General features: G+C 55.0%; 16 protein-coding genes. 4 read left to right on the plus strand and 12 right to left on the minus strand.

The features are described 5' to 3' along the window. Nucleotides 1-37: 37 nt before the first annotated feature. The 11 genes from QMX98_RS04230 to QMX98_RS04280 form a co-directional block, all read right to left on the minus strand. On the minus strand, nt 38-295 hold the full coding sequence (locus tag QMX98_RS04230; RefSeq protein WP_282410300.1) for a tail fiber assembly protein: 258 nt from the start codon (nt 293-295) through the stop codon (nt 38-40). A gap of 10 nt (nt 296-305) precedes the next feature. After that, nucleotides 306-926, minus strand: coding sequence for a hypothetical protein (locus QMX98_RS04235; protein WP_282410301.1), 621 nt, complete (start codon nt 924-926; stop codon nt 306-308). Between the two features lie 80 nt (nt 927-1,006). Next, entirely contained in the window at nt 1,007-1,537 is a 531-nt protein-coding gene (locus QMX98_RS04240) for a hypothetical protein (protein WP_282410302.1), read from the minus strand. Between the two features lie 71 nt (nt 1,538-1,608). Next, on the minus strand, nt 1,609-2,268 hold the full coding sequence (locus QMX98_RS04245) for a phage tail protein I (protein WP_282410303.1): 660 nt from the start codon (nt 2,266-2,268) through the stop codon (nt 1,609-1,611). Then, nucleotides 2,265-3,260 carry a baseplate J/gp47 family protein gene (locus QMX98_RS04250; RefSeq protein ID WP_282410304.1) on the minus strand — a complete coding sequence of 332 codons (996 nt, stop codon included), beginning with the start codon at nt 3,258-3,260 and terminating at the stop codon, nt 2,265-2,267. Before QMX98_RS04250 ends, QMX98_RS04245 begins: the two co-directional genes overlap by 4 nt. Then, nucleotides 3,257-3,589 carry a phage baseplate protein gene (locus QMX98_RS04255; RefSeq protein WP_221108517.1) on the minus strand — a complete coding sequence of 111 codons (333 nt, stop codon included), beginning with the start codon at nt 3,587-3,589 and terminating at the stop codon, nt 3,257-3,259. The genes QMX98_RS04250 and QMX98_RS04255 overlap by 4 nt, the downstream gene beginning before the upstream one ends. Before the next feature lie 10 nt (nt 3,590-3,599). Continuing rightward, nucleotides 3,600-4,211, minus strand: coding sequence for a phage baseplate assembly protein V (locus QMX98_RS04260; protein WP_282410305.1), 612 nt, complete (start codon nt 4,209-4,211; stop codon nt 3,600-3,602). A gap of 3 nt (nt 4,212-4,214) precedes the next feature. After that, the gene (locus QMX98_RS04265) at nt 4,215-4,727 is read right to left on the minus strand and encodes a hypothetical protein (RefSeq protein ID WP_282410306.1); all 513 of its coding nucleotides are present in this window, start codon (nt 4,725-4,727) and stop codon (nt 4,215-4,217) included. A 46-nt stretch (nt 4,728-4,773) separates the two neighbouring features. Continuing rightward, a complete protein-coding gene (locus QMX98_RS04270) occupies nt 4,774-5,124 on the minus strand; it encodes a phage holin family protein (protein WP_102594277.1) in 351 nt (116 codons plus the stop codon). Between the two features lie 507 nt (nt 5,125-5,631). Then, nucleotides 5,632-6,366, minus strand: coding sequence for an XRE family transcriptional regulator (locus QMX98_RS04275; protein WP_102594303.1), 735 nt, complete (start codon nt 6,364-6,366; stop codon nt 5,632-5,634). Nucleotides 6,367-7,128: 762 nt separating this feature from the next. Next, a complete protein-coding gene (locus QMX98_RS04280) occupies nt 7,129-7,791 on the minus strand; it encodes an SGNH/GDSL hydrolase family protein (protein WP_282410307.1) in 663 nt (220 codons plus the stop codon). A 403-nt stretch (nt 7,792-8,194) separates the two neighbouring features. On the opposite strand from QMX98_RS04280, the gene QMX98_RS04285 reads away from it, so the two are divergent. From QMX98_RS04285 to QMX98_RS04300, 4 genes are read left to right on the plus strand one after another with little or no spacing between them, the layout of a single operon-like run. Next, the gene (locus QMX98_RS04285; RefSeq protein WP_282410308.1) at nt 8,195-9,628 is read left to right on the plus strand and encodes a UbiA family prenyltransferase; all 1,434 of its coding nucleotides are present in this window, start codon (nt 8,195-8,197) and stop codon (nt 9,626-9,628) included. Beyond that, nucleotides 9,625-10,938 carry an FAD-binding oxidoreductase gene (locus tag QMX98_RS04290; RefSeq protein ID WP_282410309.1) on the plus strand — a complete coding sequence of 438 codons (1,314 nt, stop codon included), beginning with the start codon at nt 9,625-9,627 and terminating at the stop codon, nt 10,936-10,938. Before QMX98_RS04285 ends, QMX98_RS04290 begins: the two co-directional genes overlap by 4 nt. Continuing rightward, nucleotides 10,935-11,675 carry an SDR family oxidoreductase gene (locus tag QMX98_RS04295; RefSeq protein ID WP_282410310.1) on the plus strand — a complete coding sequence of 247 codons (741 nt, stop codon included), beginning with the start codon at nt 10,935-10,937 and terminating at the stop codon, nt 11,673-11,675. The genes QMX98_RS04290 and QMX98_RS04295 overlap by 4 nt, the downstream gene beginning before the upstream one ends. After that, on the plus strand, nt 11,672-12,619 hold the full coding sequence (locus QMX98_RS04300) for a lysylphosphatidylglycerol synthase transmembrane domain-containing protein (RefSeq protein ID WP_282410311.1): 948 nt from the start codon (nt 11,672-11,674) through the stop codon (nt 12,617-12,619). Before QMX98_RS04295 ends, QMX98_RS04300 begins: the two co-directional genes overlap by 4 nt. A 348-nt stretch (nt 12,620-12,967) precedes the next feature. Here QMX98_RS04300 and QMX98_RS04305 read toward each other — a convergent pair whose 3' ends face one another. Next, on the minus strand, nt 12,968-14,602 hold the full coding sequence (locus QMX98_RS04305; RefSeq protein WP_282410312.1) for a hypothetical protein: 1,635 nt from the start codon (nt 14,600-14,602) through the stop codon (nt 12,968-12,970). Between the last annotated feature and the right edge of the window lie 89 nt (nt 14,603-14,691).

A 14,691-nucleotide genomic window follows, 5' to 3' on the forward strand; every position in this document is an offset into this window, starting at 1 on the left:
GTCGTGCGGGCGAAAAAAAACCGCTTTCGCGGTGGGGTTACTTCACGAAGGCCGGGAGTTCCGGCCACACCAACTCAGCAGGGTGTTCAGCCATCTCAGGAATATCCCGCAGCGCCTTACGGTAAGCAGTGACCTGGGCCAGTTGGGCAGCAGTGGATGGATAATCCGGCAACTGGGTAAAATCCGTCGCGCGCAGAAGCTGATCGCGACGGGTACGAACCGCCGCCCATTCGATTTCAGGAAAAGGCACTGCGAGCGGCATTTGCGTGCTGCTGATGACAGGTGTATCAGACATTATTAACTCCTTAACTAAAGGCTACGGTTTCAGCGAGCGACAACTTGGTTTTAAGATCACCCAAATTAAACAAACGTCCATTACCCACTCGCATGGTGTCGATGCGTACTGTTGTGTAATAAATATTCGGGATCAGAATACGCATAATAACATTCCCATTAGTATCAACATAAACAGCAGGTGTCATGTTGCCGAACGTCGATACATTTTGCAGTGTGCGGGTGGGTTGATAGCAGTAACCAACCAACGTTTCCTCAATGATCTTTGCCGTACCGTAGCTATAGCCCTTGATATTGAACCAAAACATTTCCGAGTTAACGTTGATGTTCAGCGGGATTTTGAAATGCATGTAAACATTTAAGCTGACGCCCAGGTCGGTCGAAACAAAGTCGCCCTGCGCGCCAACGGTCTGTACACCTCCCGTACCCGTGACGAAACCCTGCAGCAAGTTACGGCGAATGGTACCGAGTGCTGCCGGGTCTCCTTCAACGTCCTTGAGATTGCGCCATTCATTGAACTGACTCAATGCGGTGGCCATGGTGCTGTTGATATTGCCAATTTTTCCATTGACTACAGTGGTCAGGTTATTGGCCGCCGTCACCAGCGATGCGACAGTAGTTTCTAAACTCACGCTTCAAATTCCTATGCAATTAATCAGGTCGGCATAGTATTCAGACACAAATACTTTCCATGTAAACACTTCGTATGATCTTACTTGGTTTGCAACGACATCACTCGAAGCAACAACTCGACATGGCGCGCCATGTTGTCAATGTCGGCGCAGGCGAGCGCTGTAAACTCTTCGCTTAACAGAATGTTGAGATTTTCCGATCCTACAATCACCGTTACGCTTTCCGCTGGCAAAGGTGAAACATCCAATGTGAACTTTTGCAGGACTCGAGCGGCGGCAGCCTTATAGGTCAGCAATTTTCCGGCAACGGAATAAACCGCAAGCAAAGTTCCGCTGGCAAGATAAAAGCCGAACTCACCAATTTCATATTCTTCCGGGCCACTGAACAGCGCTCCCATCCTGAGTTCCCCGGCACCCAGGTCCTCATAATCAACAATCGCCACCCGCTGGCGCTCATCACGAAGAGCCGTTTCCGAGCCATTCGGGTCATAACGAGCCGTGCCGGCCCCGATATGGGTAATTTCTCCTTTCAAGCCTTGGTTTTTTGCCTGTAACACTTCTGCCAGACCGGCGGAAGTGAAGCGAACCAAGCGCGTAATTTCATCTGTCATGGCAGCGCCTTGAGGTCGTCTTTCGTTAATGGTTTAGCGCCAGGAGCCCCCAGCGCAGGTAAGTCCGGCCCTTAACCTTGACCGGGAAGTGCGGCGTGAAGAGGCAACTCGCCAACTGAAAGCGGTACCCACATCGCACTGCTCAACACCAGCGAACCGCTGAGTTTTACGTCAGGCAAAGCCGTTGGCTGGCTGTCGTCGCGGATAGTCAGCACGGGATCGGCTGCGGCAGTCATCCGCAGCCCCCCGCGTGTTTCATGCACGATGGTGATGGTGGCTTCGTCGCGCTCGCTTTTGGCCGCATTGATGCGGCGTATCAAGCGCGTGTGATCGCCGCTCGACCAACTGCGCCCGATAGTCGCCTGCACGTCGAAGGTGTAGGGATTGCCGCGCGGTCGCTGTTGGTACCAGGGCGAGATGTGGGGCGCAAAACCCATGGACTCGACAGCGTGACTCAACGCTTTGTCAGTGCCGGCCTGACGCTGGATTTGCCAGGAAAGCGCGACTGTCAGGCGCTTTTCTGATTCGCTAGCCTCAGCGTCCCACTCGCCGACGCCGCGATCCAGCGCAAGGTATGGAAGGAATGCGAAGGGCGTCGTGGATGGCTCCATCAACTCTGGAAACGGAGGCTCGATTCGCTCAAGCAATATGCCAAAGCCAAGATCCAGGGCTTTTTCCAACAGTGAACTATTGGCCGGCAACAGGCTCGGACGAGGCTTGTCGTCACTCATAACGTATCCACCTCGACCTCGACACCCGTGCAATACGGGGCCTGGAATGCTGTCGTCACAATCGGCTCCAGCGGTTCGAGGATCTGCAACTGAACCGCGCCGGCACTGTGCAACGTGTAGTCGATCCAGCTCGGGTCAACGCGTCCCTCCAGTCGATGGCAGCTGTCGGCATACGCCTGCAACTGCTGCTGCGCGGCCACCTTGGTCAACCCGGAATCCGGCCCGGCGTTGATCTTCGCCACGACCCGGATTTTGTAGGTTTTGATGTGTGCCCCCTGCACCGTGACCAGGTCCGTTTCGGGGCGTACATCAGGCCGGGCGAAATGCTGGCGAACGCCTTCAAGAAGTGTTTCGGATGGCGTTCCATCGCCTTCCCGGGCAAGCACCGTGACCATCACCTCGCCGGGAGCGGTGCGGCGGCCGTTGCCATCCTTGACCTGAGCCGCGTAGCCGTCAGGTTCGAATGTGTAGGTGACCGTCACCACGCCCGCAGCAGCGGTTTCCACCTTCACAGCGGGTCGCTCACCTAGGGTGAACACCTCACGACGGTATTGCATGCGCGACCCGGCCGCCGGTGCGTGGGGCGCCAGGTAGTAACGCAACCGGGCGTCATCATCACTTTCATAAACCGGGGCCACTGGCGGGAATGCCGCCGGGTCGCCCGGATCGAGTAATTGACGCTCAAGGCCCATGTCCGCCAGTCGCGCATCGAGGTTGCTCCCCGTCGCCCACCACGCCAGCATCTGCTTGATCCGGGCGTTGTATTTGCGTTGGTGGATTTGCAGGCGCACACAGAAAGCTTCAAGGGCGAGGGTCAGCAACTCACTTTCGTTGTCGAGGCTGACTTTGAGTTTTTCCGCACGCTCGGGAGAACGGGCGCCGACGTACTCGACGACAAACGTCTTGAACTCCGCAAGCAGGTCCTCGAACGCTTCGACGGTGACGATCGAAGGTTCGGCCAACTGGTTCTGGCCGGGTATCAACATGCTCATGTCACGACCTCGAATGTCTGATTACGGTTTTTCCAGAGACCGGCGAAACGCAACAACAGCCCTGCCCCGTGGCGGCTGGCAACAATGACCTGCGGCTGGAAATCACCAATGCCGTTCTGCTCGTTGTAAAACGCCTGCGCCGCATGGCTCTGGGCCAGCATCAGCAGGTCGTCGCCGAGGTTTTGTCCCAAGAGATTCGGGATCAGAGAGCCATACAAAGGACGCTTCTGACGGGTACCCAAAGGCGTGGTCAGCGCCCGGGTCGCACGCTGTACAAACTGCGGCCAGTCGTCGACCGTTACGCCGGTGTTTCTATCGATTCCGATCATGGAAATCTCTTTATGCAGTGCTAATGACTCGCCCCTGGTGATCCACCAAGGGGCCGCTCAGGTGCACACCGGATGCGTCGAGCAGTAAGCCGGTCGCGCCCAGTTGCAGTTGGATCGCCTCAGGCGTCATGACCCACCGGGCCGGGCCGATGCTCAGCTCGAGCGATTCGCGAGTGCCGATGAATGTGGCCGGGCCGTTTTGCCAGTGCAGGATGTGACTGGCGTCGTCGTAGCCACTTTCGGTGCCGTCCTGATAGCAGCGACGCGTCAGCGAAGCCTGCGTTGAGACCGGCGGAAACTGGCCACCATTGAGGCCGAACAACGCAACGGACTGACCGCCGCTGTCGCCGCCGCCATGGTTCAGCAACACGCACTGTTCACCAATGGAGGGAATACGCGACTCGCTTTGCGCCCCGGCGCTCGGGTTAAAAAAGCGGATGGCCGGCGTCAGCAACTCACCGTGGCGGACCTTGCACGTATTGCTGGCCGCATCGACTTCCTCGCACACGCCGATGCGGCAGAGGCTGTCGGTACGTCGATGCAGGTCTTCGATCTCAGTTTCCATTTCGGCCAGACGCTCGATGATCGGGCCTAGTTGCTGGTTGAACAGTGCGTCGAACATGGATTACTTCTCGAGTGGCTGGTACTGGTCCGGATCGTCAATGTTCGACACCTCCCAGGTACGGGCGAATTTCGGGATGCCCAACGGGTCGTCCAGCAGCAATGGCCCGAGGTATAAGGTCTGGGTGAAGGAAACGGTCCAGGTGTCGTATTCCCGGGCGCCGCTGATGAATGTGGATGCAACGCCATCGATGCTCACCGGCAGATCGCATTGATCGGCGGGCAGTTTCCAGCGATTGTCAGTGATCAGGTTTTTCAGCTGGCAGCCCAGATCGCAGGCGGCCAGGCCGGAACTGGGCGACACGGCTTGCAACGAAACCGTCATGACATGAGCGATACGCCCGTCATGGGCACGGCTTCCCGACGCATCGTGTTCGAGTGCAATCAGAACCCAGGTCAGATTGCCTGTACTGTCGAAATCTTGATGACTCCCGACATTCAATTCGGGAAAGGCGCCGCGCAATGCCTCGGCAATCGCGGTAAACAGCTGTGAAGGTTTTTCGATGACAACTGGCATTAAGGGCCTCCTGTCAGATTTCAATGTGAAGGTCGGCGATGTCGCCTCACTGTTGATCAGGGCGAGAATCGCGCGGCGGCACTTCGCAAACGCCAATCCGCTTGGCCGCCCAGCGCTCGTAAAGACCAATGGCCACGTCCGCCCCGGCCATCGCCGTCAGGCAGCCAAATGCGCAAGCGGCCCAGATCGACACGCCGGCGGCATACAGCAGCATGATGGCCGAGACCCCGCAGATCACGCAGGCCCCGGAGCGCAAGGCCAAACGCCGCAGCAGTGACCAGCCGCGGGCACCGTCCTTGTCGGCGCGCCACATTTCGCCGGACACCCCGCCCACCAGGGCGAGTACGATCACAAGCCAGATCGGCATGTCCAGCAACGCTTGTTGCTCGTTTGTCATGTCACGCCTCCCGGGGTGATTGATGAGTGATATGTGGTTCTTTCAAACGGTGTCTCTTGAGGTGCATGACGGTAGGTAGGCATTCCAAAAAGCCCGGCGCTTGCCGGGCTTTTCAGTAATGCGATCCTTCGCGTTGACTTTTCGGCGCTACTGGCGCGGTACGAGTCCATTCAGATTGTTTTTCCGACCGCGGTCCCTGCCCGCCGGATAACTGCTTCTGGTGCTTTACGCTGCACACCCGGGTCAGTTGCCAACCCTCTGAACCGTTGAGGCCGGTTCATCGCTGCCTTTTGTGGTGGAACTAAAGAGCTTCGTTTCGAGCTGCTTTGTTGAGCGGCTTGAGACAAAGAATATGCATGGATGCATATACAGTCAATGCGCAAATGCATTTATTTATGCATCAAAAATGCACTGACGCATTGGCGTCCCGCAAACAAAGGCGCTGACGGTTTGTGGCAGGCGAAAAAAAACCCGCTCGGTGGCGGGTTTTATTGCAGGGCGGTGAGGTTAACGGGCGTACATGCCCCACCAGAAGACGTGACCGAGGATGACGATTTGCTCTTCCTGGACTTCCTGAAAGGTGTAGTCCTCGTCCGGGTGTTCATCCCGATTGAAGCTGCGCAGGCGAATACCGGTCGGCAAGCGATAAAGCTGTTTCACCCGCAATTGGCCATTGTGATTGATGGCATACAAGTCGCCATCAATGATGTCGCCAATCCCGCACTTGCCCGCATTCACGCCAACGGTGGCGCCATCGCGCAGCACCGGCAGCATACTGTTGCCGCGCACCGTCACGCATTTGGCCTGATCGAATTGCACACCGTTATGGCGCAAGCTGCGCTTGCCGAAGCGCAGGCTAGAGCGCTCGCTTTCTTCGATGACGAATCTTCCTGATCCAGCAGCCAATTCAACCTCGCGAAGAAAGGGGACCGACACCTCGTCATCATCGACGGGCGTGTCATCGTCCCACAGACTTATGTCCTTGAGTTCGGAATGCAATTGATCGCGCCCGGCATTGGCGGTGGCAGCGACATCCGCGCGCCCGCGCAACTGATCGGTGCTCACAGCGAAGTACTCGGCGATCTTCGAAATGTGTTTATCCGAAGGGTCGACGATCTTCCCGCTGAGGATTCGCGAGAGAGTGGATTGAGGCACGCCGGTGCGACGGTGAAGCTCCGTGGGGGAGATCCCGTGCTGATCGAGCAGCGCTCTTAAGACGGTAGAAACATTGCGTTTTTGCATAACTGGCATAGTGCTTGAACTTTTTTCGGAAGACAAATGCTGATTCGCATAAATCATGCATAAACATTGGAAATGTGCGGCAGGGCTTTCATGCCTGCGTCCGGCAGACCGCTCATGTTAACCTTGCGCCCATCGCGGAAAAGCCGGGCTGATGTCCCTCCTTTGCCCTACACCTTTCAACGAATTTGCCTGATATCCGATGAATAAAGCACTGTCCGATCTGTCCTCCCACACGCCAATTGTGTTGGAGTACTAGCGCAAAAAAGCCCTACAACCCCGAGAATAAAGGGCTGTAGGGCTTTTTTGACATATCGCGGTAATTGTTCATTTGGCATTAAATGGCATTGGTTGGCGTGCGATTTGCCCCATTTTTGCCCCATAGAATTTTAGAGAACAACTATTCTTCACCCTCGGCTCGCTCGCAGCTACCTCTGTAAGCCAGCTACCAAGGGCTACGGTAGTCGATGCCGGGCATTTGGTTGTCGCAGAGGCTGAACTGAGTTTCAATGCGGTGTAGTTCGGACGCTTACGGAAACCGTGTTTGCTGAGATCAATACCGATCAGCGCTGACCCGCTCATGATGATGGCCTACGAAAACAAAACACCCTGCGAAAGCATAGCCCTCGCAGGGTGTGGGGTGACCGTCTCATTAGTCCGGAGTCCTTATCAGACCCCGGACTTTCCGGCCGCTCGTGAATTAGTCAACAATCCTTAAGTGAACAGCATTGCACTCTTCGCGGGGATCATTGGTAACTTGATTGATTAGAGAGCAGCTTCGATACTCTTGGTCACTGACTTTGCAATTTCTGCATAGCCAGACTCCGTGTAGTGAACGTCGGTGCCTGACTCGCGCATCCCGTCGGCAAGGCCGGCCGTTACCGACTGCAGGTCATTGACCGGTATGTCGAGGCGCGCCATCACGCTAGCAGCGACTTGATTATACCTGTACACATCCGAACTATTACGTCCTGGCTCGTTCGATGGAACAACGGTGATATTTTGGAAAATCACTTTAGCGCCCGTAGCCTTCAGTCGAGAGGCGATCACATAAAGATTTTTTTCGTACTGATTTAACGGGACTGCCATTATCCCATTTACCTTGTCCCGGTTTTCCTGAGTAATCGGCCCAGGTCGACGGTAACAAATATCCCAAAGACCAAAGTTGAAACTGATCACGTCCCACTTCTGCGAACCGACCCACGCTTCAAGATTCTGGATGCCATTGTTTGAGTCCTGTGCATTTCCCTGGTTGTGCATCACCTGCGCTCTGGAGTCCAGGGAGCGCTGAACATAAGGTGTGTAGCCGATGGAGATAGAGTCGCCAATAATCAAAACCTTTGGCCTCTCATGAGTTGGCGCATCACATCCGCCAACGAAAATGATGGCAGAAATCAGTAGAACCTTGATGAATGAACGCTTAATCACAAAAGATTTTCCGCTGATGAAGATCGGGACAGTCTACCTGCGCCGATAGTTAAATCTCTAGGCTATAAAACATTACTCAAGGCAGGCGCGATTTTCACTGCGATACGACACTGGCCGGGGCAGTAGGGTTATTGGTACATCAGAAGGTGAAGGGGAACGAACCCATGCTTTCACGAAACTGACAGTTTGCGAGTGAAGGCTATCGGCTCGGCTCTATTCGAGCAACCGTCGGTGAGCAGCTATTAATCATGAAAATATGGTGATATTCGTGGTACTTTCGCGCGAAATGAAAGCGCTGCTGCGCCTCTTGATGCGCTTTTTCTTATCAAGTGCCGATGCTTTTTCCCTAAATTAATTTCGCCAGGCCAGACCACATCTGACCAGCGCTCATGGAATAGCTATTGTGACTGCCCTCACTATTCCTCCTCTCGTTGTCGATCTCGACGGCACCCTGCTACGCTCCGATCTGCTGTTTGAGACCGGTATGGCCTTTATCCGTAGTCAACCGTTAGGACTGCTAAAACCCCTTAGCTGGCTAGCCAAAGGCAAGGCGGCCTTGAAAGAAGGATTGGCCCAAGCAACATACATCGATGTCAGTGTTCTGCCCTACGATCCAGAAGTCATCGCACTGATCGAAACAGAGCGGAGCAATGGGCGTCGCGTGGTACTGGCGACAGCCAGTCACTACACGCTGGCCGAACGTATTGCCGAACATCTACAGCTGTTCGACGAGGTACTAGCCACAGATGCCAATCGCAACCTGTCGGCACATCACAAACGAGATCTGTTGGTCGAGCATTACGGTGAGCGGGGTTTCGATTATGCCGGCAATTCCCATGACGATATCCCCGTCTGGGCGGCTGCTCGGCAGGCCTATGTGGTCAATCCGGAGTCCGGCGTTGAACGGCGTGCTAAGGCACAGGGCAATGTCGAGAAGGTGATTCGCTCCAATCCATCAGGGATCAAGGACTGGCTGAAGGCGCTGCGCCTACATCAGTGGATGAAGAACATGCTGATCTTTGTGCCCTTGCTGGCTGCGCATCAGCTGACCAACCCCTTGCTGCTCTGGCAAGGCATTTTAGCCTTCCTGTACTTTGGCCTATGCGCCTCCAGTGTCTACCTGCTTAATGATCTGCTCGATCTGGCTGATGACCGTCACCATCACTCCAAACGTAATCGTCCGTTTGCATCTGGACGCTTGTCAATCAAATCAGGGGGGATCGCCTTTCCAATACTGCTTATCGCATCATTTGCCGGCGCAACTGTACTTCTGCCCAAGGAGTTTTCATATGTACTGGTGGCCTACTACGTCCTGACTTTGACCTATTCGCTGGCGCTGAAGCGGCGGATGGCAGTTGATGTGATCGCATTGGCCATGCTCTACACGTTGCGTATCATCGCCGGAGCAGCAGCATTCAGTTTGCCTCTTACCTTTTGGGTACTGGCCTTCTCTATGTTCATGTTCCTCAGCCTGGCCCTGGTCAAGCGCTATGCCGAGCTGCGTGACGCGCGTCACAAGGGACTGAACGAGAAAACCCGTGGCCGCGGCTACTATCCCAGCGATCTGGAAATGATCTCTTCGCTGGGGGCCTCTTCCGGCTATCTGGCGGTAATGGTATTGGCCCTGTATATCCACGATCAGGCCACCTCCGTGCTCTATAGTCAGCCACAGGTAATCTGGCTTGCCTGCCCACTACTTCTATTCTGGATTACCCGGATATGGATGCTCACCCATCGCGGGCAGATGCATGATGATCCGGTGGTGTTCGCCATCCGCGATCGTGTCAGCTTGATGGTCGGAGCCCTGTTCTGTCTGGTGTTCTGGGTGGCGTCATGAGTGGTCCGCTGTATTCCTGGGGACGCTACCCCCATATTCCACAGAGAGCGTATGCCTGTAGTTGGCGTGCCAACGTCCCCGCTATGCTGGATAGTATCGTAGATGCGCATGGGAACACCCTGCCGTATGGCAACGGATGCAGCTATGGCGACAGTTGCCTAGCAGCGAGCGATTGGGTGCTGCATATGCGTCCACTGGATCGTTTCATCCATGTCGACTGGCAACAGGGTACGATAGTTGCCGAGGCAGGTGTCACCTTGGCCGAGATCCTGGCGATTGCCATTCCAAGAGGCTGGTTCCTCTCCGTAACGCCAGGTACTCAGTACGCTACCGTAGGCGGAGCGATTGCTAACGATGTGCATGGCAAAAACCATCATCTGCGCGGCACCTTTGGCAGTCATGTGCGGGGTTTTGGTTTGCTGCGCCATGGCGAGGAACTACTGACCTGTTCCCCTTCGGATAATACCATGCTGTTTGCCGCCACTCTCGGAGGTCTGGGCCTGACCGGTGTTATCACCTGGGCCGAAATCCAACTGATGCCGATTTACTCCAGCCAGGTCGACAGCACCATGGTGCGTTTCGATAACCTGGCGGAGTTCTTTGTCCTGTCCGCGGAGTTGGATCATCAGCATGAATACAGCGTGGCCTGGATCGACTGCCTGGCCAAGGGTACTCAGGCCGGGCGTGGAGTATTCATCGTCGGCGACCATGCGCGTTACGGCTCGCTAGAGGTGGACAACAGTCCGAAGCTAGATGTGCCGCTGACCCCGCCGGTATCCCTGATCAACAATCTGTCGCTACGAGCGTTCAATGAAGCGTATTGGCGGATGCATCCGGTCACTCGCACACACAAACGGGGCAGCTACAAACCGTTCTTTTACCCGCTGGATAGCATACGACACTGGAACCGTATCTACGGACGCAAGGGGTTCCAGCAGTATCAGTGTGTTATTCCAGACGCTGTGGCCGAGGTGGCCCTCCGAGAGCTACTGAGCGCTATTGCCGACTCTGGCCAAGGCTCCTTCCTTGCGGTACTCAAGCGCTGCGGCGATATTGCCTCACCGGGCCTGCTGTCCTTCCCGCTTCCGGGCACCTCGTTGGCCCTGGACTTTCCGCAAAAGGCCAATCTGGCACCGCTGTTCGCAAGGCTGAACGCCATCGTGCGTGAGGCAGGTGGCCGTTTGTATCCGGCCAAGGATGCGCAGATGAGCGGTAGCGACTTCCGCCAGGCCTACCCGGCTTGGGAGCAGTTAGAAGCCCTCCGTGACCCTTCCCTGATTTCCCGCTTTTGGAAACGAGTAACCGAATGAAACGAGTTCTGATCATTGGCGCTACCTCGGCGATTGCTACGGCCTGTGCGCGGCTGTGGGCTGAACAGGGAAGCGATTTTTTCCTGGTCGCACGCGACAACGAAAAATTGGAGCAGACCGCCGCCGATTTACGGGCGAGAGGTGCTAGAGCTATCACCCTGCACAGCATGGATGCAACGAATTTTTTCGCGCATCCGACGATGCTCGACAAGTGCCTGAGCGCCTTGCAGCAGATCGACATCGCTCTAATTGCCCATGGCACCTTGCCCAACCAGAAAGCCTGTGAACAGGATGTCGATGTAGCGCTCCAGGAGTTTGCCAATAATGGCACGTCGGTGATTGCTCTACTGACCCTGCTGGCCAATCAGTTTGAAACCCAACGTTGCGGCAGCCTGGCAGTGATCTCCTCCGTGGCGGGTGACCGGGGTCGCCCCTCCAACTACCTGTATGGCACTGCCAAGGCCGCAGTATCCACCTTCTGTGAAGGTCTGCGCGCCCGGCTGTTCAAAGTCGGCGTACATGTAATTGACATCAAGCCGGGCTTCGTTGAGACGCCAATGACTCATGGCCTGCCGTTGCCGGCAGTACTAGTGGCGAAGCCAGAACAGGTCGCCCGAGACATCGTCTACGGAATCGAACGCAAGGTGGCCACCCTCTACACTCCCAGCTTCTGGGCACTGATCATGCTGATCATTCGCAACATCCCGCAGCCAGTGTTCAAGAGGCTGAACCTGTGAGAGAAACTCCGTATCTGTCCGGTTGGCGCTATCGAACAGTCATCCTTTCGGTCGTATTTTCAGCACTGGGATATCTGGGGTTTTCGCTGTGGGGGGGTTGGCAGGCCGTCAGTAATGCGGTGGGTGAGGTCGGCGCGATCGGTATCGCAATCACCTTGTTGATGTCATCGTTCAACTACAGCTTGCGCTTCCTACGCTGGCAGATGTATCTCAAGGTGCTAGGACATCCCGTTTCATGCCGACCCAGCCTCAATATCTACCTCGCGGGCTTTGCTCTTACCACAACCCCCGGTAAAGCCGGTGAAGCCTTGCGCGGTATATTACTCAAACCTTGGGGGGTACCTTATTCCAAAAGTTTTGCGGCGTTCTTCAGCGAGCGGCTATCCGATCTATTTGGAGTAGTGTTGCTGACGTTGTTTGGCTTGACGCTGTATCCGAATGCGCGCCCGATGATAGTAGTAGGTGTGATACTTGTGCTCGCGGGGTTTGCGGTCTTATCACAACGCAAATTGATTGAGGGGTTAGCGGGGCTGATAGCAGATCAGCCTGGCAAAGTACTTAGCTTTGTTAAGTATCTACTCCATGTACTGCTTGAGGCCCAGCGCTGTCATCGGCTCGGTATTTTGGTCGGTTCCACATTATTGAGCATAATGGCATGGAGTTCTGAGGCACTGGCTTTTCACTGGATATTGCAATGGATGGGGGCAGATATACCCTTGGTTTTTGCAGTATTCGTGTATGCGCTTTCCATGTTAGCCGGCGCACTGAGTTTTATGCCAGGAGGCTTAGGGGGCGCGGAAGCGGTGATGGTGGGAATGTTAGTCTGGAAAGGCATGCCAAGTGCCGATGCGATTGCAGCGACTGTACTGATTCGGTTGGCAACACTTTGGTTCGCAGTGGGAATTGGTGTGTTCTGTATGCTTCGAAAAAATCAATCGCATTGATTGAAGAGTGCAAGACGAACTACCGAGCGGCGGATACGGTCCTTCGTAATCTGTCGCAAGGACTGACTACGTCGCGACACGACTAACGGTACTACCGCCTGCGCGCCCTTGCCGCTTGGGGAAACTGCCAAGACTAACGGCCAGGGGCCCCATGCGTGGTCGCCATATTCCTGAGCACCTGCCGAGGCCCGCAGCATAGAAACCCTACCAACGTGAAACTGCACTTTTGAAGACATTATCTCGATAGTGTGGCTTCACCATCAAAAATGGAGTTTATGGATCGCTGACAGGCATCCGAGCGGCAGTTCAATTGAAACTTGAGTTCTCGGGAGTAAGCCTGACAGACACTCAGCTACCAGATGGCGTCGCCACAAGTATCAATTGATCCATTGCTACTCGTGACTCATGCTGGGCAGATACCGGTCCTTTCTGCGAATAGGCGACTCGATAGCCGTGAGCAATCACGACCTGCATTTCTGCGCTGCTCTCGTTGCCGAGGTCGAAGATTATATCTGGACGAGGCAGACCGCAGTCGATAGCAATCTTGTCTGCCATTCCCAAGTAGTCAGTGTAACCAACCAGAAGCCCGGACTTGCTGCTTTGGAAATGAGCAGTTGCTGGACACTTCAGGAAGTCGTCTGTAGCGAGCGCACGCATGTCAACAAATCGAAAGCGGTCTCCGAATCGCTGCCGTAGATATAAGGGCACCATGCCGGCTTGAACCGAATAAACCACAACAGATCCCCGTTTAACGATCTCCTCGCCCACCACCTTTTCAGCGTGAATCAAGAACAGGGCATCTCGAAGATGGACCTGGTTGTACCGTTCGAACCAGGAAAACTCTTCCATTCCACCAGTGGGCGGCAGAGCCAGACCAGTGGAATACTTGTCTCGAAAGCTGAAAGCCTCCGCCGCACTGACGGCACAAATCAGCAGCAACACCACTGGAAACGCTGGCCTTGACCACGCCAGAACAGCCTGGCAACCAAAATAGGCTGCCAACGGGATGATCGGAACCAAGAAGCGACCGCCCTCCATCCAATCGCCGCTAGACGCCACGACAAACGAAAGAACGGAAAGTATGAAAACACCTGCAAGTATTGCTCGGACATTCGAAGCGCCCCTGGAGCGCACAATCTGTGTTGCGGCACTGAGAAGGGCAATAAAGATCAGGACTGCAAGCCCTACGCTACCTTGCAACTGGCTAGCCAGATACAAGAATCCTTCATCCATCGAGGAAAGTGAAATACCTGCGGACTTGGCATAAACAGGCAGTGGGAATGCTCTGCCGAAGTACCACAATCGAAACGAAGTGATGGCTGCAAAAGCCACGGAGCTGAAACCCAGTGAATAGAAAGCAGCTTTTGTAATATCGATCGACATCTCTCCACTACGTAACCGTATCAATGCTGCCGAAACCAGACATCCGACACTAAACAGTGCGATGACGAAAAAGCCTTCAGGCCGGACCAGTACGTATAAAGAAAGGACGGTCGCGAACAGCATGGGGCGAAAACGTTCTGTCAGAGGAACGAACGCTGCTGTCACAATCAAGGCGGCCAAGACTGATTCCAACGCACCGAATGCCCAGTACACGAAATAAGCAGATAGCGCAGACGCGATAGCTGACCCAACGGCAACCATTGAACTCTTGCCCTTGACCGGAACCGATAGAAACACTAGACAGATAACGGCTGCCACGATTGCCAAAATGCCGCCGATTACGGACATATCGACATCAGGGAACAGAACCTTGAGAGCGCCAAGTATCACGACGTGGAGGATACTGCTCCCCGACTCCACTCGATCGCCATTGATGTTGGTGAAGCCGAGCCCCTGCGAAAGATTCGTGGCCTCAGCATAGGTTATATGCACATCATCACGGCCGGCCGAAGCATAAAGACCGAATCCGTGGAGCAAAAAAAGCAAGAGAGGAAGAACGACTAACAGCGCCTTGATGATCGATCGAGTTGTACCTTGCACTCTGAATCCTCAATTTTTGTAGGCACGCATTGTAGCAAATCGGGGATCATGTCTACGTTTTTCTACTGGCCTTGTTGCTGATACAAGCA

The organism is Pseudomonas sp. PS02303 (genome assembly GCF_029959925.1).
Taxonomy (GTDB): domain Bacteria; phylum Pseudomonadota; class Gammaproteobacteria; order Pseudomonadales; family Pseudomonadaceae; genus Aquipseudomonas; species Aquipseudomonas mandelii.

Coding starts and splice junctions, on each gene's coding strand:
- QMX98_RS04230 (WP_282410300.1), bottom strand. CDS start 295: ATGTCTGATACACCTGTCATCAGCAGCACGCAAATGCCGCTCGCAGTG.
- QMX98_RS04240 (WP_282410302.1), bottom strand. CDS start 1,537: ATGACAGATGAAATTACGCGCTTGGTTCGCTTCACTTCCGCCGGTCTG.
- QMX98_RS04245 (WP_282410303.1), bottom strand. CDS start 2,268: ATGAGTGACGACAAGCCTCGTCCGAGCCTGTTGCCGGCCAATAGTTCA.
- QMX98_RS04250 (WP_282410304.1), bottom strand. CDS start 3,260: ATGAGCATGTTGATACCCGGCCAGAACCAGTTGGCCGAACCTTCGATC.
- QMX98_RS04255 (WP_221108517.1), bottom strand. CDS start 3,589: ATGATCGGAATCGATAGAAACACCGGCGTAACGGTCGACGACTGGCCG.
- QMX98_RS04260 (WP_282410305.1), bottom strand. CDS start 4,211: ATGTTCGACGCACTGTTCAACCAGCAACTAGGCCCGATCATCGAGCGT.
- QMX98_RS04265 (WP_282410306.1), bottom strand. CDS start 4,727: ATGCCAGTTGTCATCGAAAAACCTTCACAGCTGTTTACCGCGATTGCC.
- QMX98_RS04270 (WP_102594277.1), bottom strand. CDS start 5,124: ATGACAAACGAGCAACAAGCGTTGCTGGACATGCCGATCTGGCTTGTG.
- QMX98_RS04275 (WP_102594303.1), bottom strand. CDS start 6,366: ATGCAAAAACGCAATGTTTCTACCGTCTTAAGAGCGCTGCTCGATCAG.
- QMX98_RS04290 (WP_282410309.1), top strand. CDS start 9,625: ATGAGTGGTCCGCTGTATTCCTGGGGACGCTACCCCCATATTCCACAG.
- QMX98_RS04295 (WP_282410310.1), top strand. CDS start 10,935: ATGAAACGAGTTCTGATCATTGGCGCTACCTCGGCGATTGCTACGGCC.